The organism is Flavobacterium sp. (assembly GCF_035456085.1).
Classification (GTDB): Bacteria; Bacteroidota; Bacteroidia; order Flavobacteriales; family Flavobacteriaceae; genus Flavobacterium.
In genome coordinates, this window is record NZ_DATIDY010000089.1 from 1 (window position 1) to 19,557 (window position 19,557).

General features: G+C 33.5%; 12 protein-coding genes and 1 tRNA gene. 11 read left to right on the forward strand and 2 right to left on the reverse strand.

Annotation, left to right across the window (positions count from 1 at the left end; translation table 11 throughout):
* Positions 1-133: 133 nt before the first annotated feature.
* Both VLC96_RS06700 and VLC96_RS06705 read left to right on the forward strand, forming a co-directional pair.
* Entirely contained in the window at positions 134-1,198 is a 1,065-nt protein-coding gene (locus VLC96_RS06700; RefSeq protein WP_325261557.1) for a family 16 glycosylhydrolase, read from the forward strand.
* A 470-nt stretch (positions 1,199-1,668) separates the two neighbouring features.
* Complete coding sequence (locus VLC96_RS06705) at positions 1,669-2,433, forward strand: endonuclease/exonuclease/phosphatase family protein (RefSeq protein WP_325261561.1); 765 nt, start codon at positions 1,669-1,671, stop codon at positions 2,431-2,433.
* A gap of 175 nt (positions 2,434-2,608) precedes the next feature.
* Here VLC96_RS06705 and VLC96_RS06710 read toward each other — a convergent pair whose 3' ends face one another.
* A complete protein-coding gene (locus tag VLC96_RS06710) occupies positions 2,609-5,365 on the reverse strand; it encodes a helix-turn-helix and ligand-binding sensor domain-containing protein (RefSeq protein WP_325261562.1) in 2,757 nt (918 codons plus the stop codon).
* 460 nt (positions 5,366-5,825) lie between these two features.
* On the opposite strand from VLC96_RS06710, the gene VLC96_RS06715 reads away from it, so the two are divergent.
* The 8 genes from VLC96_RS06715 (at position 5,826) to VLC96_RS06750 (ending at position 18,697) form a co-directional block, all read left to right on the forward strand.
* Positions 5,826-8,933 (forward strand): SusC/RagA family TonB-linked outer membrane protein, encoded by a 3,108-nt coding sequence (locus VLC96_RS06715; RefSeq protein ID WP_325261563.1) that lies wholly within the window; start codon positions 5,826-5,828, stop codon positions 8,931-8,933.
* Between the two features lie 14 nt (positions 8,934-8,947).
* Positions 8,948-10,453, forward strand: coding sequence for a RagB/SusD family nutrient uptake outer membrane protein (locus tag VLC96_RS06720; RefSeq protein ID WP_325261565.1), 1,506 nt, complete (start codon positions 8,948-8,950; stop codon positions 10,451-10,453).
* Between the two features lie 54 nt (positions 10,454-10,507).
* Positions 10,508-11,374: a hypothetical protein gene (locus VLC96_RS06725; protein ID WP_325261567.1), complete on the forward strand. Its 867-nt coding sequence runs from the start codon at positions 10,508-10,510 to the stop codon at positions 11,372-11,374.
* A 122-nt stretch (positions 11,375-11,496) separates the two neighbouring features.
* Entirely contained in the window at positions 11,497-12,564 is a 1,068-nt protein-coding gene (locus VLC96_RS06730) for a glycoside hydrolase family 16 protein (protein WP_325261569.1), read from the forward strand.
* A 13-nt stretch (positions 12,565-12,577) separates the two neighbouring features.
* Positions 12,578-14,041, forward strand: a complete 1,464-nt coding sequence (locus tag VLC96_RS06735) for a glycoside hydrolase family 30 protein (protein ID WP_325261570.1) — start codon at positions 12,578-12,580, stop codon at positions 14,039-14,041.
* A 150-nt stretch (positions 14,042-14,191) separates the two neighbouring features.
* Complete coding sequence (locus VLC96_RS06740) at positions 14,192-15,934, forward strand: cellulase family glycosylhydrolase (RefSeq protein ID WP_325261572.1); 1,743 nt, start codon at positions 14,192-14,194, stop codon at positions 15,932-15,934.
* Between the two features lie 30 nt (positions 15,935-15,964).
* Positions 15,965-18,187 carry a beta-glucosidase BglX gene (gene bglX, locus VLC96_RS06745; RefSeq protein WP_325261573.1) on the forward strand — a complete coding sequence of 741 codons (2,223 nt, stop codon included), beginning with the start codon at positions 15,965-15,967 and terminating at the stop codon, positions 18,185-18,187.
* A gap of 108 nt (positions 18,188-18,295) precedes the next feature.
* The gene (locus tag VLC96_RS06750) at positions 18,296-18,697 is read left to right on the forward strand and encodes a DUF2059 domain-containing protein (protein WP_325261575.1); all 402 of its coding nucleotides are present in this window, start codon (positions 18,296-18,298) and stop codon (positions 18,695-18,697) included.
* Positions 18,698-18,935: 238 nt separating this feature from the next.
* On the opposite strand, the gene VLC96_RS06755 is transcribed toward VLC96_RS06750, so the two are convergent.
* Positions 18,936-19,009 (reverse strand) — tRNA-Met (locus VLC96_RS06755).
* Between the two features lie 151 nt (positions 19,010-19,160).
* Between VLC96_RS06755 and VLC96_RS06760 the strand changes: the two genes are divergently transcribed.
* Positions 19,161-19,553 (forward strand): START-like domain-containing protein, encoded by a 393-nt coding sequence (locus VLC96_RS06760; RefSeq protein ID WP_325261620.1) that lies wholly within the window; start codon positions 19,161-19,163, stop codon positions 19,551-19,553.
* The last annotated feature ends 4 nt before the right edge of the window (positions 19,554-19,557 follow it).

Sequence of the window (19,557 nt, forward strand, 5' to 3'; positions counted from 1 at the left end):
TTTGTATTCAGACCACAATAATTTGAATTAGTATTTTCGAAAAAGGAAGTTTTTTTTCTTCCTTTTTCGATTAAAAAATATTTCCCTCGTTTTTCTAAGCTAAATTCATAATTAATGTCCTAATTTTTATACAATGAAAAAAGATTTTATTACAATAACAATGCTATTATTAAATTGCCTGATCTGTTTTTCATGTAGTAAAAATGTAGATGATCCTACAGAATCACCAATAGTTGCACCTTCTGACTTAGTAGTTACAGCAACTATTGAAGGAAAGACAGCCGATAATCAAAATGGAGATGGAAGCGGAAAGGTCAATTTCAATATAAATGCCAATAATGCCCTTTCCTATAAAATTGACTTTGGAAATGGTGAAATAAAAACGGTCGATCAAGGAAGTTTTGCTTATTCTTATACATCTTCTGGAACCAAAACATATAACGTAAAAGTTGTTGCCTACAATTCATCTAAAGAAATCAGTACCACTGTGCCAATTACACTTTATGTTGCACCAAAAATTATTTGGTCTGATGAGTTCAATGTTGATGGCGCACCGGATAGTAAATATTGGGGATATGATTTAGGAGCCGGAGGCTGGGGTAATAATGAAGAAGAATATTATACCAACAGACCAGAAAATGTAATAGTTAAAGATGGTGTCCTGAAAATTAAAACCATTAGAGAAGATTATCAAGGGAGTAAATACACTTCTGCCAGAATTTTGACTAAAGATAAATTTTCATTTAAATATGGAAAAATTGAGTTCAGAGCCAAACTTCCTGTTGGCGGAGGAACATGGCCGGCACTTTGGACTTTGGGAAATAATTTGACCACTGCAGGTTGGCCAGCATGTGGCGAAATGGATGTTATGGAGCATGTATATAATCAGTTAAATAAGATTCATGGGACATTTCATTATCCAGGGCATTCAGGAGGAAATGCCACAACTGCATCTAAAATTATCAGTAATGCTACTTCTGAATTTCATATTTATTCTATGGATTGGCGAGCAAATTCGATCATTATTTATGTAGATAACGAAAAAATCATTGAATTTCCTAATACGAATGCAACACCATTCAACCAAGAATTTTTTATAATTATAAATTGTGCAATAGGCGGAAATTTCGGAGGAGCAATTGCCTCTGATTTTACGTCTTCTACTTTCGAAATAGATTATGTTAGAGTCTATAATTAATGGTTTTTGTTTTTAGTAATTTGTTCTTCAGCAAAAGGTTTTTATTTTGTTAGTTAAATAAAAACCTTTTCGAAGAATTTGAGAAAGCTTTAAGATCTTTTTAAAACAACAACATTCAGCATAGCCACTTGATTTAAAGCTTGTGGCTATTTTTATTTTCATTCAAAATTCTGCATTAAAAAAATAACACAAAATAGAATTTTGGAACGTAGTTTCTACTAAAGTAGTTTCTACTAAAAAAGTTTGGCTTTAAAAACTGGAATTTCAACTTTTTTAAATTTCGATTATTTTAATTTGTAATGCATTAATACTTTCATTTTTTATAAATGTAAGTAGTTTATGTTGTGTTAATTGAATAAATTTATTAGATAAAATAAAATTTCTAATAATTTACAAAAATGGATAAAAAGAACTTCACTTGGATAATTTGTTTGATGAGTCTTTTTTTAAATGCTCAAACCTTAAAAATAATGACATATAACATTCGATTAGATATTGCTTCGGATGGAGAAAATGATTGGACACATCGCAAAGATTTTTTCAATGCACAGATTCAATTTTATGCACCCGATATTTTTGGAGTTCAAGAAGCAAAACCAAATCAAGTGTTAGATATATCAACTGCTCTTCCCAAATATGGATATGTTGGAATTGGAAGAGAAGGGGTTGGAAAAGGTGAGGCATCTAATATTTTTTATGATAAAGAAAAATTCAAAGTGATAAAATCCAACACCTTTTGGCTATCAGAAACGCCTGATTCAATTTCAATTGGTTGGGATGCAGCTTATAACAGAATCTGTACTTATGCACTTTTGCAAAATAAACAGAATAATAAATTAATTTGGGTTTTTAATACTCATTTGGATCATGTTGGGGAGCAGGCAAGAACCAAAGGCTTAGAGCTAATTTTATCCAGAATAGAAAAATTAAATAGCAATAAATATCCCGTTATTTTAATGGGTGATTTTAATTCTGAACCCACAACAGATCGGATTGTGTCATTAAAAAACAAAATGAATGATGCCAGAACAATTTCCAAAGAAAAACCTTTTGGGCCTTACGGAACTTTTAATAATTTTAAATATAATGAGCCAACAACGCTTTTGATCGATTACATTTTTTTATCCATAAACAAAACGATTACAGTTAACAAATACGCTGTTTTATCAGATGCCAAAGATTTGAAATACCCATCGGATCATTTTCCTGTCTTTGTCGAAGTTAATTATAAATAAGAACATTAAATTTTAGACTTGCATATTACTCTTGGAGATCAAAGGAAGATGCTGTAATATCCGACTATGATGATTCAAAACCATCACTCTGGGAGAGTACTGCAAATCAAAAAATGCAATGCCAAAATGTTTAAAAAAGAAGCTATTTCAAATGCGAAATAGCTTCTTTTTTTATCTATTTTATACTCATAAAGTATCCGATTAAATTTTCTTTTGGACCTAATTGAAGTTTTTTTCTTAATCGGTATCTTGCCAAATCTACTCCTCCTGTTGAGATACTCATAAACTCAGCAATTTCTTTTGTAGACATATTCATTAATAAATAGGTTGCTAAGTCCATTTCTCTTGGAGTTATGGTAGGGTGTTTTTCTTTTAATTTTTTTAGAAAATCAAAGTGGACATTTTTAAGGTGTTTTTCAAGATCTTTCCAGCTTTTATCAGAGTTGACTTCCTTGATAATACTTTTGTTGAGTTTAGTAAATTGAGTTTTTGCAGCTTCATCAAATGAGCTCGTATTGATATCTCTTAGTTTTTGAATAATACCGTTCAATACCTTATTTTTCTTAACTACCTGCAATGTGTTGTTTACGAGTTCTTTATCTTTTGATAATAACTTTATTTGCAATTTGTCGTTTTCTAGTTTTTCAATTTCTTTTTCTAATTCATATTGTTCTTGTCTGATTTTAGTTTCTTTTTCAAGATACAATCTTCGTTGTTCTAGGGTTTCGACATACCTGTTTTTTCTTATCTTCATTCGTATGCGATATCGAATATAATAAGTTAATCCTGCCGCCATTAGTAAATAAAATAAATAAGCTAACCAATGCCTGTACCAAGGTGGATATACTTTGAATTCAATAATAGTTTCGTCCGATTGAATTTTAAAGCTATTTCTTGACTTTACCTTCATTTTATAATTACCTTCTTTTAAGTTGGTATATTCCTTTATGGTATTGTTGGACCAAGCACTCCAATTCTCATCAAAACCTTCGAGTTGATAGGAGAACTCAATGTTCTCCAGATTTTCATAAGAAGGAGAAGAAAACGTAAATTTTACTTGATTTGAAGCATAAGGCAGTTCGTATATTTCACTCTTGTCTTGTTTATTTCCAAGATATATTGTGTCCCCAGGAAACGTAAAACTAGTGATATGAGCAATAGGTTTTAATATAGATTTATTTTCAATAGTTGAATCATAATGTGCTAGACCATCTGTTAAGCCTATAAAAGTGTTATTGGAATCGATAGTATTTATCGAAATATAATTAGTAACTAACTTCCTGGTCAAAATTGAAAATGGAGTAACAACATGCCTGTATTTATTATCTCCCACTTTCATTAGCGCTCCCATTGATTCATTATAGTTGTACCAAATATTTCCTTTAGTATCTTCAGTTAGCTTTAATATTTTTGGGATTGACTTAAAGATATTGGTCATCGCGGCATCTTCTATAAATGTGCCTTCAGTTTTTGAATAAGTGTAAAAAATATTATTCGATTGAAAATAAATTTTATTATTTATTTTTTGAAGACTTCCAACACCCGAATTTTTTTCAGAAAATTGAGTAAAGGTTTTAATGCTGTTGATTTTTCTTAAATTATTATTCAGCGTGATTTGATGAACATATTGGTCTTTTTTTAACCACAAATAATCCTTATCAATCTCAAATGTATTGGATGATTTGTCGATGCCTTCTATTTTATTTCTAAATTTTAATCCGGAGCTTGTTTTTTCAAAAATTGAAAAGCCATTGTAATTTGACCCTATGAAAAAATTAGGATGATTAGGTATTGATTTAAAACCAAAATATCCATTTGGATCAAGATTTTTGATCATTTTTCCATTCTGTATAAGTAAGGCACCTTTGTTACTGGCACATATTAATTCACCATTTATTATTTGAATATTCCATGCTTGTGTAGTAGTGCCTTCGATCAATTTAAAAATACCATTTTTGAAATTTTTATCCCAAGGATGATAAAAAACACCTTGATTGGTAGCGACATACAAATTATCATTATGCACAATTGAAGCATAAACGGTACCTAAATTATAACTAAGTCCCAAATAGGTAAGGAATGAATTTTCGTTCACATACGCAATTCCATTATCTAATCCCAGCCATAGATTATTGTCATTATCTATGAAGGAGGCAAGAACAGTATTATTTTGAAGACCTTTGCTACGGTCGATGTGTTGTATAATATTTCCTTTTAAATCGCATACTATAAATCCATCAAGTACCGAGTTGATTACGACATATTTTTTTTTATAAAGAATACAACCTAAAGAACCATTCTTTTTTATAAATGTGTTGGCTTCAGTATTCCATGGGAGTGCTTGATTGTTTGTAATTATGAAAAGCCCTTTATCTAAAGTGGCCGCCAGGATTTTATTATTTTCTAATTCCACCATACCCCAAACTTCTGAGTTGTTGAATGTATTTAGTCCTGGAAGATGATTCAGTTTACCATTTTTGTATTCTAAAAATCCAGATGTAATATCCTGAAAATATAATTTAGAATTGGTCAGAAAAGAGAATTGAAATCTTTTTGGGGCATTTATGATTTTAATTTTATTGTTCTTATAAATATAGATACAATCGAATGACTGAAAAATAACTTCATCTTTATAAAGATGTATTTTCCAGATAAAGTCAATTATGGTTAGCTTTTTTTTATCTAATAAATTGGAAATAGAAAAGTATTCGAGTTTGCCTTTTGGATTGGCTTTAAAATACCCAAATTCATTATAACAACCAACATAAATTTTTCCCGACGGATCTACTTTTAAACACTTAATTGCATCTGAGTTTTTGGCTTTGTATTTGTTCCATTTCGATCCGTTAAATTGTAAAAGACCATCATTATTTGCAAAATAGAGATTTCCATTTTTGTCTTGATCAATATTCCAGTTTTGTGTTCCAGCCATATAATCTGTTCTAGAATAATTCTTAATAAGAGGAAGACCAATCTTTTTTACCTGGCCTTGAAGAATAAAAGGTAGGCTGAGTAAAATAAGTAGTAAAATAAGTGTTGTGGTTTTAATGTGCTGGACATTTTTGTTATATAGAGACTGTATAGGGTATGATGTTATAATATACATTTTGGTGTTTTAAACTTAATTTTTTATTGCTTTTTATAGATTTTAAGCTAAAGTATCTAATTTATCGTAATTGTAGTGATTTTTACCGACCTAATATTTTGTTAAGTAATGTATTTTAAATTTTAAAATATTCATTATGAGTTATTTGTGCTTGAATTGATAATATTTTGTAATACCACTACAACGTTTTTGATGTGATTTTGTAGTGAATGATGATTATCGAATTAGGAATTTTAGACATAGTATTGCTATAAATAATTAATTAAACAACCAAATATTCAGAAAAATGAAATTATTAAAAACATTTATTTTTTGTATTTCGTTAATCTTATTTTCCGTTTATGGGTATGCACAGGATGCATCTATTAGTGGAAAAGTGATTGATGAAACGGGAATGCCAGTTCCAGGAGCGACGATAGTTTTAAAAGGAACTTCGACATCAGTAGTAACAGACTTTGATGGTCAGTTTCAAATTAAAGCTCCTAAAGATGGAATTTTGACAATTAGTTTTATAGGTTATAAAACGGTTCAGGAGTCAATTAGTGGTCGAACACAATTACAGTTAAAATTGCATAGTGAATCACAAGACCTGAATGAAGTTGTTGTTGTGGGTTATGGAACCCAAAAGAAAAGTGTAACTACAGGTGCGATTTCAGGTGTGAAAGGAAAAGAAATTGAAAAAGTTCCTGCCGGTCGCGTTGAACAAGTTCTTCAAGGTAGAGTTTCTGGTGTTACGATTGCTGCTAGTTCTGGTCAGCCAGGTTCTGGATCAACAATCCGTATTCGAGGGTTAACTACTTTTGGTGACGGCGGAAATAATCCACTTTGGGTTGTAGATGGCGTTGTGGTTGATGCCGGAGGTATTGGTTACCTTAATCAATCAGATATTGAATCTATGGAAGTTCTTAAAGATGCTGCTTCTGCTGCAATTTATGGAACTCGTGCTGCAACAGGTGTAATTTTGGTAACAACTAAAAAAGGAAAAGCAGGTAAAATGACTGTTAGCTACAATGGATTTGCAGGAGTTTCATCTCCTGAAAAAACTTTGGATTTATTAAATGCTACTCAGTATGCTACAATAATGAATGAAAAATCAGTAGCTGCAGGCGGTCCTATCCGATTTGCTGATCCTGCTGCTTTTGGAGAAGGAACTGATTGGCAAAAACAGATTTTTAACAATAGTGCAGTTCGTTATTCTCATGAATTGAGCATTAGCGGAGGAAATGATGTTTCAAGTTTTTATGCTTCTTTTGGAGTTCAAGATCAAGAAGGGATTGTTTTGTCGGATATTTCAAACTATAACAAAAAGAATTTCCGTTTAAACTCTACTCACAAAATATCTAAAATTTTCACTTTCGGGCAAACTTTCGGTTTCTCAAGACAAAAATCAACAGGTATTGGTAATACAAACAATGAATATGGAGGGCCATTGGCTTCAGCAATTAGTTTGGATCCACTTACTCCAGTTGTTGAAACAGATCCTTTCGTGATCAATTCTAAATATACTAATCCAACGATGGTTCGCGATGCTAATGGTAATCCATATGCAATTTCTGAATTTGTTGGAGGTGAGATGACAAATCCATTGGCTTACGAAAAAACCAGACTTGGAGGTTATAACTGGTCTGATGACTTAGTTGGAAATGCATATTTTGAAGCAGCTATTTCTAAAAGCTTTAAATTCAGAACTACATTCGGAGGAAAAATGTCTTATTGGGGTAACCAAGGATTTACGCCTGAATATTATTTGAGTGCAACATCAAAAGTGCTTGAAAACAGTTATGGAAAAAGTGAAAATAGCAGTTTTGCATGGAATGTTGAGAATACTGCTACTTATACAAAATCTCTTGGAGATCATAACTTTACAGTATTGTTAGGACAAGGTGCTTATGTAGATAATATTGGTGGTGGATCAAGCGCTACAATGAAAGATTTGCCAATCACAAGTTATCAGGATGCTTCTTTTAATTTTGATATTCCTCAAGCTAAAAGAGCAAGCAGTACTTATGACCAGACACAACATAAATTGACTTCTTTATTTGCACGTGTTAATTACGATTTTAATGAGAAATATTTATTTACAGGTATTATCCGTCGTGATGGATCATCTCGTTTTGGAGATAATAATAAATACGGAGTGTTCCCATCATTCAATTTGGGTTGGGTAGTTACCAAAGAAGATTTCTGGAAAGAAAATAATGTACTTAATACTTTAAAGATTAGAGGTGGATACGGAGTTGTTGGAAATGATGCAATCCCAGATTTTAGATACCTTTCTTTAGTAGAAGGTGGTTACAATTATGCTTTTGGAACTGATGGACAAATAAGTACTGGTTATGCAAACCTTACTCTTGATAATCCTGATTTGAGATGGGAAGAAACTTCTCAGGTTAATATTGGATTTGAATCAAGATTATTCCATGATTTAAGCCTTACTGTTGATGTTTATAATAAAACAACTAACGGTATTTTGCGTCCGGTAAATATTCCTGGTTATGTTGGAGTTGCTCAAAACCCAACTGCAAATATTGCCGATATGGAAAACAGAGGTATTGAGGTTGAATTAGGATATAGAAAACATTTTGGCGACGTTAACTTTTCAGTTAATGGAAACTTCGCTTATTTAGAAAATGAAGTTACTTACGTTGCTTCTGATTCAGATTATATTGTTGGAGATGCTTCTTTCCAATCTATGGGTACTGTGACAAGAACAAAAGTGGGGCAATCTTATAACTCATTCTATGGTTTCAAAACAGCTGGAATTTTTCAAAATGAAGCTGAAATTGCTGCTTATACAAATGCTTCAGGTGGTTTAATCCAGCCAAAAGCTCGTCCTGGTGATTTCCGTTGGGTCGATACTGATGGAAATGGTACTATTAACGATGATGATAAACAATTCTTGGGTAGCAATATTCCAAAATACACATTTGGATTGACCTTGAATTTAGACTATAAAAACTTTGATTTTATGGCATTTGCTCAAGGAGCAGCAGGGAATAAAGTTTTCCAAGGACTACACAGATTAGATATTGCAAATGTAAATTATCAAAGTGATGCTATGGGACGTTGGACTGGAGAAGGAACTTCTAATGATTACCCAAGACTTACTGATAATGATACTAATGCTAACTTCGGTAAGATGTCTGATTTCCACTTGGAAAATGGTGATTATGTACGTTTAAAATTAATTCAGCTTGGTTATTCATTACCAACGAATGTAGTTTCACAAATAGGAGCAAGTAAAATACGTTTTTACTTAACTGGCGAAAACTTGTTCACGATTACTAAATATACTGGTTTTGATCCAGAAATTGGTGGAGGTGTATTTGGAATCGACAAAGGAGTTTATCCACAGGCGAAGTCATTCATGTTTGGAGCTAGTGCGCAATTTTAATAAAATTAAGAATTATGAAAACGATTAAATTTAAATATTTATTTATTGCATCAGCAATTATTTCTTTTGGATCCTGTTCTGAAGAATTTATAGAAGTGCAACCAAAGGGAGTATTCCTTTCTGAGAATTATTACTCAAACGAACAGCAATGTACTTCAGCTCTTGTTGGAGTTTATGATGCCATGAGAAAAAATTCAGGAGGTTTTGAAAATATGATTACGATGATGAATGCCGGTTCTGATGATTTTTATGCAGGCGGTGGTTCTTCAACTGATGGTGAAGGAATTCAAACTTTTTCGACACACTCACTTACACCTACAGGTATTCCAGGAAGTTTTTGGAATGACCATTATCAAGGAGTTTTCAGGGCCAATGTATTGCTTTCAAAATTACCACAAACGGTTATGGCAGATGACGTAAAGGCAAGAATTGCGGCAGAGGCTAAAGCTTTACGTGCCATTTACTATTTCAATTTGGTTCGTATGTTTAAGAATATTCCATTGATTTTGGAGCCTTTGACTACTCAAACGATGTATGATGTAGAACAAGCAACTTCTGAAGCAACGTATGCTCAAATCGAAAAAGATTTGATTGAAGCAATACCAGCATTGCCAGGAACTATACCATCATCTGATGCGGGACGTATTACAAAAGGTGGAGCTCAGGCAATGCTTGGAAAAGTATATTTATTTGAGAACAAAAAACCAGAAGCTGCTGCTATTTTGGCTCAGGTAAATGGTACTCCAGGTGCTGTAAATCAATATGGAAATAAATTATTGGCATCATACAAAGATTTATGGGTTGTTTCTAATAAGTTTAATACAGAGTCACTTATCGAGGTTTGTCATTCAAGCGCTGGTAACACAGAGTGGGGATGGTATGCTAGTAGTAGAGATGAAGGAAATACTATGAACTTAATGATAGGACCTAGAAATTATTCTAAAACAGCTGGTTCACCAGCACCAGATTTACCTTCTGGATGGGGCTTTAATATCATTACTCAGGATTTATACGATGCAATGAAGACCGATCCGAGATTTACCGCTACAATATTGGATCTTAATATATATACAACTGCAGGAACGGCTAAATATGACCCAAGTTATCAAAACACTGGATATTTCTTGAGCAAATTTGTTCCGCGTGCCTCTGATGTTTCTCAAGGTGGAGGAAATGTTGAATTGAACTACAGACAAAACACCCCTATTATCAGACTTGCCGACACTTATTTGATGGAAGCTGAAGCATTGGGTTCAGGAGCAAGAGCTCAAGCATTACTGGATGCGGTAAGAGCAAGAGTTGGTTTGCCTTCAGTGCCGGTTACTCTTCAGGCTATCAAAAATGAAAGAAGAATGGAATTTGCCGGAGAAGGATTACGCTTTTTTGACTTAGTTAGATGGGGCGATGCACCTACTGTATTGGCAAATAGAGGTTTTAATGCTGGTGTAGATGAAATTTTCCCTATTCCAACAAGAGAACTTCAGGGAACTAAATTGAAACAAAACCCTGGCTATAATTAATAAAAGCTAAGGTTGGTTCAAAATCCAAATTATTAATAATAAAGAAACACACATATGAATATAAAAATAGTATTGAATAGAAGCATTTTTCTAATGTTGTCTATTATAGCATTAAGTTCATTAGCGGGTTGTCAGCCAGATGATGCTGATAACGGATTGTCAGATCCTAATGTTGATCCCTCTTTTACAATTACACCTGTAGAAGGTTCTGCCAATAAATTTACATTGACAGCCCAAACAAAAAACGTATTGGGTTCTAAATGGGATTTTGGGGATGGTGCAGGTATGAATCTTGGTAAAATGACCGAAACTCTTTTCCTTCCAGATGCAGGAACTTATACCGTTACACATGCTGCCATTGGTAGAGGAGGAATTATAAATACAACAACTAAAGATATTGTTGTAGCTACTACAGATCCAATAGCAGGAAACATCCTTAAAGGAGGAAAACTTCTTAATAGTGCTGATTGGTCAAAATGGACTGTTACAAATCCTACTTCTAGCGCTAATATCGTTTTTGCAGCTGGTTCAGCTACTTTAACAGCTACTGGTTGGGCGGGTAATGGAATTTATCAGGCAATCAATGTTGTAGCAGGGAAAAAATATGTAATCGACATGGTAACTTCTTCAACAACAGGCTGTAATAATACTTGGTTTGAAGTATATTGCGGATATTCTGCACCAGTGACAGGAACTGATTATTCTGAAGGTGGAAAATTGAGAAGTATAAATACTTGGGACGGTTGCGGAACCGGACCTTTTTCAGGAAAAATTTCAGTTGTGGGTTGTTCTGCAGCAAACAATAAAGGAATATTCACTGCTACGCAAACAGGTACTGCATATCTTGTAATAAGAGGTGGTGGTGAAGACATGAAAGCAGGTATTCAAATTAAAAATATCGAAATGAGACTTTCTTTATAGTCTTTTGATAATAAAATTGATTAATAATTAAGTTTGGTTTGAGTTGGCAGAAAAAGGCCCATTCTCTATTGATTATGGGCCATTTTCTTTAATAGATTGTTTAACTAATTAATAAAGAAAAAATGAAAAAATATCTTTTTAGAATTAATTTGATTATTATGCTGAATTGCCTTCTATTTATTTCCTGTAGCAGTTCAAATTCTGACGATTCAGAAGCAGGTGATATAACGCCGGCAAATCTAAATGTTACAGCCACAATTGTTGGTGCTACAACTCAAAATCCAAATGGAGACGGAAGCGGTGTGGTAAATTTTACTTTATCAGCAACAAACGCAAGATTATATAGAATAGCTCTGGGTAATGGAGAAACTAAAGAAGTGACAAACGGAAGCTTTTCTTATACATATACTGCATCTGGTACTAAAACATATGTGCTATATGTATCTGCTTATAACGGAATGAAATTTGTCAGTACTTCATTGTCTATAACCGTTTTGGTTGAGCAAAAACTAGTATGGTCTGATGAGTTTAATACTGATGGTGCGCCAGATCCAACTAAATGGAATTTCATGATTTGGGATCCGGGACATGTTAATAGCGAACTGCAATCTTATACCAATCGTTCCGAAAATACAATTGTTGAAGGTGGTGTTTTGAAAATAAAAGCCATTAGAGAAAAATACGGAAAAGGAGATTTCACTTCAGGCAGATTAGAATCTAATGGAAAATTTGATTTCACTTATGGAAAAGTTGTAATTAGAGCAAAAGTACCGACAGGTGTTGGGACTTGGCCTGCTGTCTGGATGCTGGGCAGTAATATTGGTAGTGTAGGGTGGCCTGCATGCGGAGAAATAGATATCTTAGAATCTGTTGGAAAAGAACCACATATTAATCATTCATCATTGCATTCTCCTGGACGTTCAGGAAATACTCCTGATACTGGAGTTATAAATGTGCCAAATGACAATACTGAATTCCATATCTATACAGCCGACTGGACTGCTTCATACATAAAGTTTTATGTGGATGATCAATTGTACTATACTTTTATAAATACAGATAAATTTCCTTTCAACAAAAACTTTTATCTAATTGTCAATTTGGCAATGGGCGGAGTTTGGGGAGGTCCTGTAGATCCAAATTTTACATCATCAACTCTTGAAGTAGATTACATAAGAGTATATAACTAAGAAATAATCACATATGAAAAAAATACATCAATTAACAAAGCTGTTTTTCATAATGGCTTTTTCATCAATACATATCTCTTGCTCATCATCGAATGATGGTGGTGGTTCCTCAAATCCAACTCCAACACCAACTCCTCCTGTCGTAAAGAACGAAGTAGATTTTTGGTTGACCAAAGGAAATCAATCCGCACTTTTGCAAAAACAAACGGGTACTTTAGCATTTGGAAATGCGGTAAATACTTATTCAAACATCGAAGTTAATGAAACTCAAACTTATCAAACTGTCGATGGTTTTGGATTTACACTGACTGGCGGAAGTGCACAAGTGATTAATCAACTGACTGCACAAAAAAAGAAAGATTTATTACAGGAATTATTTGGTTCTGGAGACAACTCAATTGGTTTGAGTTACCTGAGAATTAGTATTGGAGCATCCGATTTGAATGCCACTCCATTTACCTATGATGATATGCCTACAGGACAAACAGATGTTAATTTAAACAACTTTAGCCTGACTCCTGATATGGGTGATGTTATTCCGTTATTAAAAGAGATTTTGGTAATTAATCCCAATATCAAAATAATGGGTTCTCCATGGTCTGCACCGCTTTGGATGAAAGACAATAATAATTTTATGGGCGGAAGTTTGCAACCACAATATTATGAAGCGTATGCGCAATATTTTGTGAAATGTATTCAAAAAATGAAAGCTGAAGGAATTACAATTGATGCGATTACTCCTCAAAATGAGCCTTTGCATGGAGGTAATAATCCAAGTATGCTGATGACTGCCTTGCAACAAGCTGATTTTATAAAAAATAATTTAGGCCCTGCATTTAAAGCAGCCAATATTACCACAAAGATTATTGCGTATGATCATAATTGTGATAACCCAAATTATCCAATTACGGTTCTAAAAGATGCTGCAGCTTATCCTTTTGTAACAGGTTCAGCATTTCATTTGTATGGGGGTGATATTAGTGCACTTTCTACAGTTCATAATGCTTTCCCTGATAAAGAGGTTTATTTTACGGAACAGTACACTGCCTCTACAGGTGCTTTTGACGGAGATCTAAAATGGCAGGTCAAAAATGTGATTATTGGGTCAATGCGCAATTGGAGTAAAAATGCCTTACAATGGAATCTTGCGAATGATGGGGCTTTTGGACCTCATACAAATGGAGGATGTACAACTTGTAAAGGGGCTTTAACAATTAACAGTACAGAATCAGTAGTACGTAATGTGGGTTATTATATCGCGGCTCATGCTTCCAAGTTTGTGCCTGCGGGTTCTGTTAGAATTTCAAGTAACATAACAGGCAGTTTACATAATGTTGCTTTCAAAACTCCAGCTGGAAAAAAAGTTTTGTTAGTTGTAAATGATAGCGATGTTGCTGCATTATTCAATATTAAAAATAACGGAAAATGGATTACCACTTCACTGGAAGGTGGAGCAGTAGGAACCTATGTTTGGTAAAAAGTATTAAATAAAGTACTGATTTTTAAATATAAACAGCACATTATTAGGAAAATAAGAAAATTGATAAAATTAGATTAACCTCTTTTTTCCTGTTTTTGTTAGCATCCATAGATTCTATTCAATAGTATAATATATAATTAAAAAGTAATGAAAAAAATAATAGTAATTTCTCTTTTGTGCTTCGCGACAGCATCTTTCAGTCAAGGTTTTTTGCATAGAGACGGACAAAATATTGTGGACGGAAACGGTAAAAATATTGTTTTGCGAGGTTTGGGATTAGGAGGCTGGATGGTTCAGGAAGGCTACATGATTCAGACAGGAGCATTCGCAGGATCACAGTACAAAATCAAACAAAAAATCACTGATTTAATCGGAGCAAAAGACACTGATGAATTCTATAAAGCATACAGAGCAAATGGAATTACAAAGAGAGATATTGATTCATTGGCTGCTTGGGGATTTAACTCTATCCGTTTACCAATGCATTATAATTTATACACACCAGCAATTGAAACTGAGAAAAACGGTCAGATTACCTGGTTGGAAGAAGGTTTTAAAATGACAGACGATTTAGTAAAATGGTGCGCTGAAAATAAAATGTATTTAATCTTAGATTTGCATGCTGCTCCTGGAGGTCAAGGGAAAGATGCTGCAATATCCGACTATGATGATTCAAAACCATCACTTTGGGAGAGTATTGCGAATCAAGATAAAATGGTGGCGCTTTGGGAAAAATTAGCTCAGCGCTATAAAGACAATCCATGGATAGGAGCTTACGATATTATCAATGAACCAAACTGGAATTTTACAGGAACAAATCAAAACGGTTGTGATGAAACTTCAAATGCACCTTTGAGAGCCTTGATGATGAGAATTACCAAAGCAATAAGAATGGTTGATACCAACCACTTAATTTTCATTGAAGGAAATTGTTGGGGAAATAATTACAACGGAATATTTCCACTTTGGGATGAAAATACAGCTTTGAGTTTCCATAAATATTGGAATGCAAATGACGTCGCTTCTATTCAAACAATGCTAAATTATAGAACTCAATATAATGTACCAATTTGGTTAGGTGAGAGTGGAGAAAACTCAAATGTTTGGTTTGAAGAATCGCTTTCTTTAATCGAGTCTAATAATATTGGCTGGGCATATTGGCCAATGAAGAAAATTGAAAATTTAGCTGGAGTTACATCGGTTACAAAACCAGAAGGCTATGATCAGATATTAAATTATTGGCAAAAAGGAGATAAAAAACCTGAGAAGAATTTTGCCAAAAATGTTTTGATGCAAATGGCTGAAAATTATAAAATGGAACATTTAACTATCAGACGTGATGTAATTGACGCCATGTTCAGACAAGTTCAAACGAATGATACCAAAAAATATAAAAATCATCCTGTTCCTGGAAAAGTCTTTGCAACCGAATATGATTTAGGTCAAAATGGCTATGCATATTTAGACAATGATGTTGCCAATTATGATGGAACTAAATTCACTCAATGGAATAAAGGAGGCAAAATGAGAAATGATGGTGTAGATATTTCCGTTTGTACAGATAAAATAACCAACGGCTATGAGGTTTCTTTCATTGAAGATAAAGAATGGTTACAATTCACAGTAGATGTAAAAAAAGGAGGAAATTTTAATGTTGAGGTTAGATATAGTAGTGAAAAAGCTGGTGGAAAACTATATTTAGAAAATGAAGGTATAAAAATTTCAGAATCGATAGCGCTTCCAATTTCAGGAGGATTGAAAACTTGGAAAACGGTAACGCTAAAAAATGTAACTCTTAAACAAGGCGTAAATAAAATTCGAGTTCACTTTGAAGGAGGAAGCTTTAATCTTAATTTTTTAGAATTTAAAAACGCTTCAAAATCAAAATAGTATGCGTTAATTTGAAATAAAAATTACAATATGAAAAAGACAACAACTCTAGTATTAGTATTTGTTTCGTTTTTTGCTTTTTCACAGCAACAGACAGTAGACCAAAAAGTCGAAGCTTTACTAAAGAAAATGACTCTCGAAGAAAAAATCGGACAGCTAAATCAATACACTAGTAATGATGTTGCAACTGGTCCTATTACTGTTAATGACAATAAGCAAAATGAAATAAAAAAAGGATTGTTAGGATCGATGCTAAATGTTATGGGAACAACACGTACCAGACAGTATCAGGAATTAGCAATGCAATCCCGATTGAAAATTCCATTGTTGTTTGGATTAGATGTAATTCACGGTTATAAAAACACTTTTCCCATTCCGTTAGCCGAAGCGGCGAGTTGGGATTTAACAGCAATTGAACTTGCGGCCAGAGTTGCGGCTACAGAAGCTGCTGCTTCTGGAATTCACTGGACATTCGCGCCAATGGTTGATATTGCTCGTGACCCACGTTGGGGTAGAGTGATGGAAGGTGCTGGCGAAGATACCTATTTAGGTTCCAAAATTGCGTATGCAAGAGTGAAAGGATTTCAAGGAAACTTAGGAGATGTGAATTCGGTGATGGCTTGTGTTAAGCATTTTGCAGCTTATGGTGCAGCCGTTGGCGGACGCGATTACAATTCGGTTGACATGAGTAACAGAATGCTTTGGGAAACGTATTTGCCACCTTTTAAATCGGCTCTTGATGCTGGAGCGGCAACTTTTATGAACTCTTTCAATGATCTTAATGGAATTCCTGCTACAGGAAATAGCTATTTACAAAGAGATATATTGAAAGGGAAATGGAATTTTCAAGGTTTCGTAGTTTCCGATTGGGGTTCAATAGGCGAAATGGTAGCTCATGGTTATGCTAAAGATAAAAAAGAAGCAGCTCTTTCGGCTATTACGGCTGGAAGTGATATGGATATGGAAAGCAATGCGTATCGTTATAATTTGGAACAATTGGTAAAAGAAAATAAAGTTTCCGTGGCATTGATAGATGATGCGGTAAAAAGAATTTTACGCAAGAAGTTTGAATTGGGGTTATTCGATGATCCTTATAAATTTTGTAATGCTGAACGTGAAAAAACAGAACTTAATAATCCAGCACATACCAAAGCAGCCAGAGAAATGGCAGCCAAAAGCATTGTTCTTTTGAAAAATGAACAAGATGTTTTACCGCTTTCCAAAAGTTTAAAAACCATCGCATTTATTGGCCCAATGGTAAAACCAAAAAGAATCAATCACGGATTTTGGTCTATTGATTTAAAAGAAATTGATTCTACTTATATCGTTTCGCAATGGGAAGGTTTGGAAAATAAAGTAGGCAAGAGAACCAAAATTTTATATGCCAAAGGTTGTGGAGTCGAAGATAAAAGCAAAGAAGGCTTTGCCGATGCTTTGAATGTTGCTAGTCAGGCTGAGGTTATCATTTTGAGTATTGGAGAAAGATTTAATGAAAGTGGGGAAGCCAAAAGTAAAAGCAATATACATTTGCCAGGAGTTCAGGAAGAATTGGTCAAAGAACTTCAAAAAACTGGTAAACCAATTGTTATTTTGATTAATGCAGGAAGACCTCTTGTTTTTGATTGGGTTGCCGATAATATGCCAACCATTGTCTATACTTGGTGGTTAGGTTCTGAAGCTGGAAATGCTATTGCCGATGTACTTTTTGGAGACTACAATCCATCAGGAAAATTACCAATGTCATTCCCTCGAACTGAAGGACAAATTCCAATTTATTACAATCATTTCAATACAGGTAGGCCAGCATCTTCAGAGACTAATACCAATTATGTTTCAGCTTATATTGATTTAAAAAATACACCTAAGTTTCCATTTGGATACGGATTGAGCTACACAACTTTTGAATATTCTGATTTAAAATTGTCTAAAAAAACAATGACAAATAACGAAACAATCACAGTTTCAGTAAATGTAAAAAATACAGGAAGCGTAAAAGGTGAGGAAGTCGTCCAATTGTATTTGAGAGACAGGGTAGGCTCCGTAGTACGTCCAATTATTGAATTAAAAGATTTTCAAAAAATAACATTGAATCGTGGCGAAATCAAAACAATTCAGTTTACCATTGATAATTCAAAATTATCATTTTATAACAATGCGCTCGAGTTTGTTTCAGAACCTGGTGAATTTGATTTGATGATTGGTTCATCTTCGGCTGATATCCGTTTAAAAGATAGTTTTGAATTGGTGAAATAACATGTGCTGTTTTTAGAATTGATTATTAGTGGTTTACTGTTTGTATTGGTTTAAATTTCTTACCTTCGATAAGTTATACATTAATAATTAATTTAAACAAAAAAGACAATGAAGAAATCACTATTAATTTTTGCTTTGATTCTAATAGCACCATTCGTTAATGCGCAAGATGCTACATTTAAAGCTGATGTGTTAAAAGTAATCACAATGAGCGGTTCTGACGCGCAAATGAAAATTGTAAAAAAACAAATACTTACAATGATTCCTGCCGAGAAGCAAAATGATTTTTTGAAAGAGTTTGATGCAACATTACCAAGTCTTTATGATAAATTGGCGGCTGTATATATGGAATTATACACACATGATGATATCAAAGAAATGATTAAATTTTATCAAAGTCCTATAGGTTTAAAAATGCAATCCAAATTAACGGAATTTACAGAAAAAAACTTATTAGCTGCCAAAGTATGGGGTCAAGATTTGGGAACAATTATGGCAAAATATAATTAGTAGAATACTTGGCAAAATATTAGAAATATTATTTTAAATTAAAAGGTGATATGGTTCGAATAGAATTATATCACTTTTTTATTTAGAGTGTTATAATAGGTTTCTTCGTGTTTTGATGAAATATTTGGTTAATACCCAACTCTTGCACCTAATTCTTTTAAGTAGTGAGTATTGTTTTCGAAACATAATTTCAATAAAAAAACCCTAACTATTTGATTAGTTAGGGTTTTGCCTTTTGTAGCGAAGACGGGAGTTGAACCCGTGACCTCAGGGTTATGAATCCTGCGCTCTAACCAACTGAGCTACCTCGCCATATTGGGATATTTTCTTTCCCTGAATGCGGGTGCAAATATAAAACAATAATTAGAGTTTGCAAGCGAAAAACAATAAAAAAAATATTTTTTTAAAAAGGTTTTTTTTTGAAAGTAATAATCTATATATTTCGGAAATAAAACCAGTATTCATGAATTTAAAAGTGCGTTACGAGATTGAGTTCCCCATAAATTCCTCACCCCAACTATTGTATCAATATATTTCAACTCCATCAGGTTTATCTGAATGGTTTGCCGATAATGTAAATTCACGAGGTGAGTTCTTTACTTTCATTTGGAACGATACCCAAGAAAAAGCAAGACTTGCTTCAAAGAAAACGGGCGAAAAAGTGAAATTTAAATGGGTAGATGAACACAATAAGGATACCGAATATTTCTTTGAATTGAATATCTTAGTTGATGAGTTGACAAAAGATGTTTCATTAATGGTAGTCGACTTTGCTAGTAAAGAAGAAGTTGAAGAAGCTACTCAGTTATGGAGAAACCAAATTACAGATCTGAAACATGTGATAGGTTCGGTATAGTAGA

Bases quoted from the DNA above. Each gene is read 5' to 3' on its own strand.
- VLC96_RS06730 (WP_325261569.1), top strand. From the start codon at position 11,497: ATGAAAAAATATCTTTTTAGAATTAATTTGATTATTATGCTGAATTGC.
- VLC96_RS06735 (WP_325261570.1), top strand. From the start codon at position 12,578: ATGAAAAAAATACATCAATTAACAAAGCTGTTTTTCATAATGGCTTTT.
- VLC96_RS06750 (WP_325261575.1), top strand. From the start codon at position 18,296: ATGAAGAAATCACTATTAATTTTTGCTTTGATTCTAATAGCACCATTC.
- bglX (WP_325261573.1), top strand. From the start codon at position 15,965: ATGAAAAAGACAACAACTCTAGTATTAGTATTTGTTTCGTTTTTTGCT.
- VLC96_RS06705 (WP_325261561.1), top strand. From the start codon at position 1,669: ATGACATATAACATTCGATTAGATATTGCTTCGGATGGAGAAAATGAT.
- VLC96_RS06725 (WP_325261567.1), top strand. From the start codon at position 10,508: ATGAATATAAAAATAGTATTGAATAGAAGCATTTTTCTAATGTTGTCT.
- VLC96_RS06710 (WP_325261562.1), bottom strand. From the start codon at position 5,365: ATGGCTGGAACACAAAACTGGAATATTGATCAAGACAAAAATGGAAAT.
- VLC96_RS06715 (WP_325261563.1), top strand. From the start codon at position 5,826: ATGAAATTATTAAAAACATTTATTTTTTGTATTTCGTTAATCTTATTT.
- VLC96_RS06760 (WP_325261620.1), top strand. From the start codon at position 19,161: ATGAATTTAAAAGTGCGTTACGAGATTGAGTTCCCCATAAATTCCTCA.
- VLC96_RS06740 (WP_325261572.1), top strand. From the start codon at position 14,192: ATGAAAAAAATAATAGTAATTTCTCTTTTGTGCTTCGCGACAGCATCT.
- VLC96_RS06700 (WP_325261557.1), top strand. From the start codon at position 134: ATGAAAAAAGATTTTATTACAATAACAATGCTATTATTAAATTGCCTG.
- VLC96_RS06720 (WP_325261565.1), top strand. From the start codon at position 8,948: ATGAAAACGATTAAATTTAAATATTTATTTATTGCATCAGCAATTATT.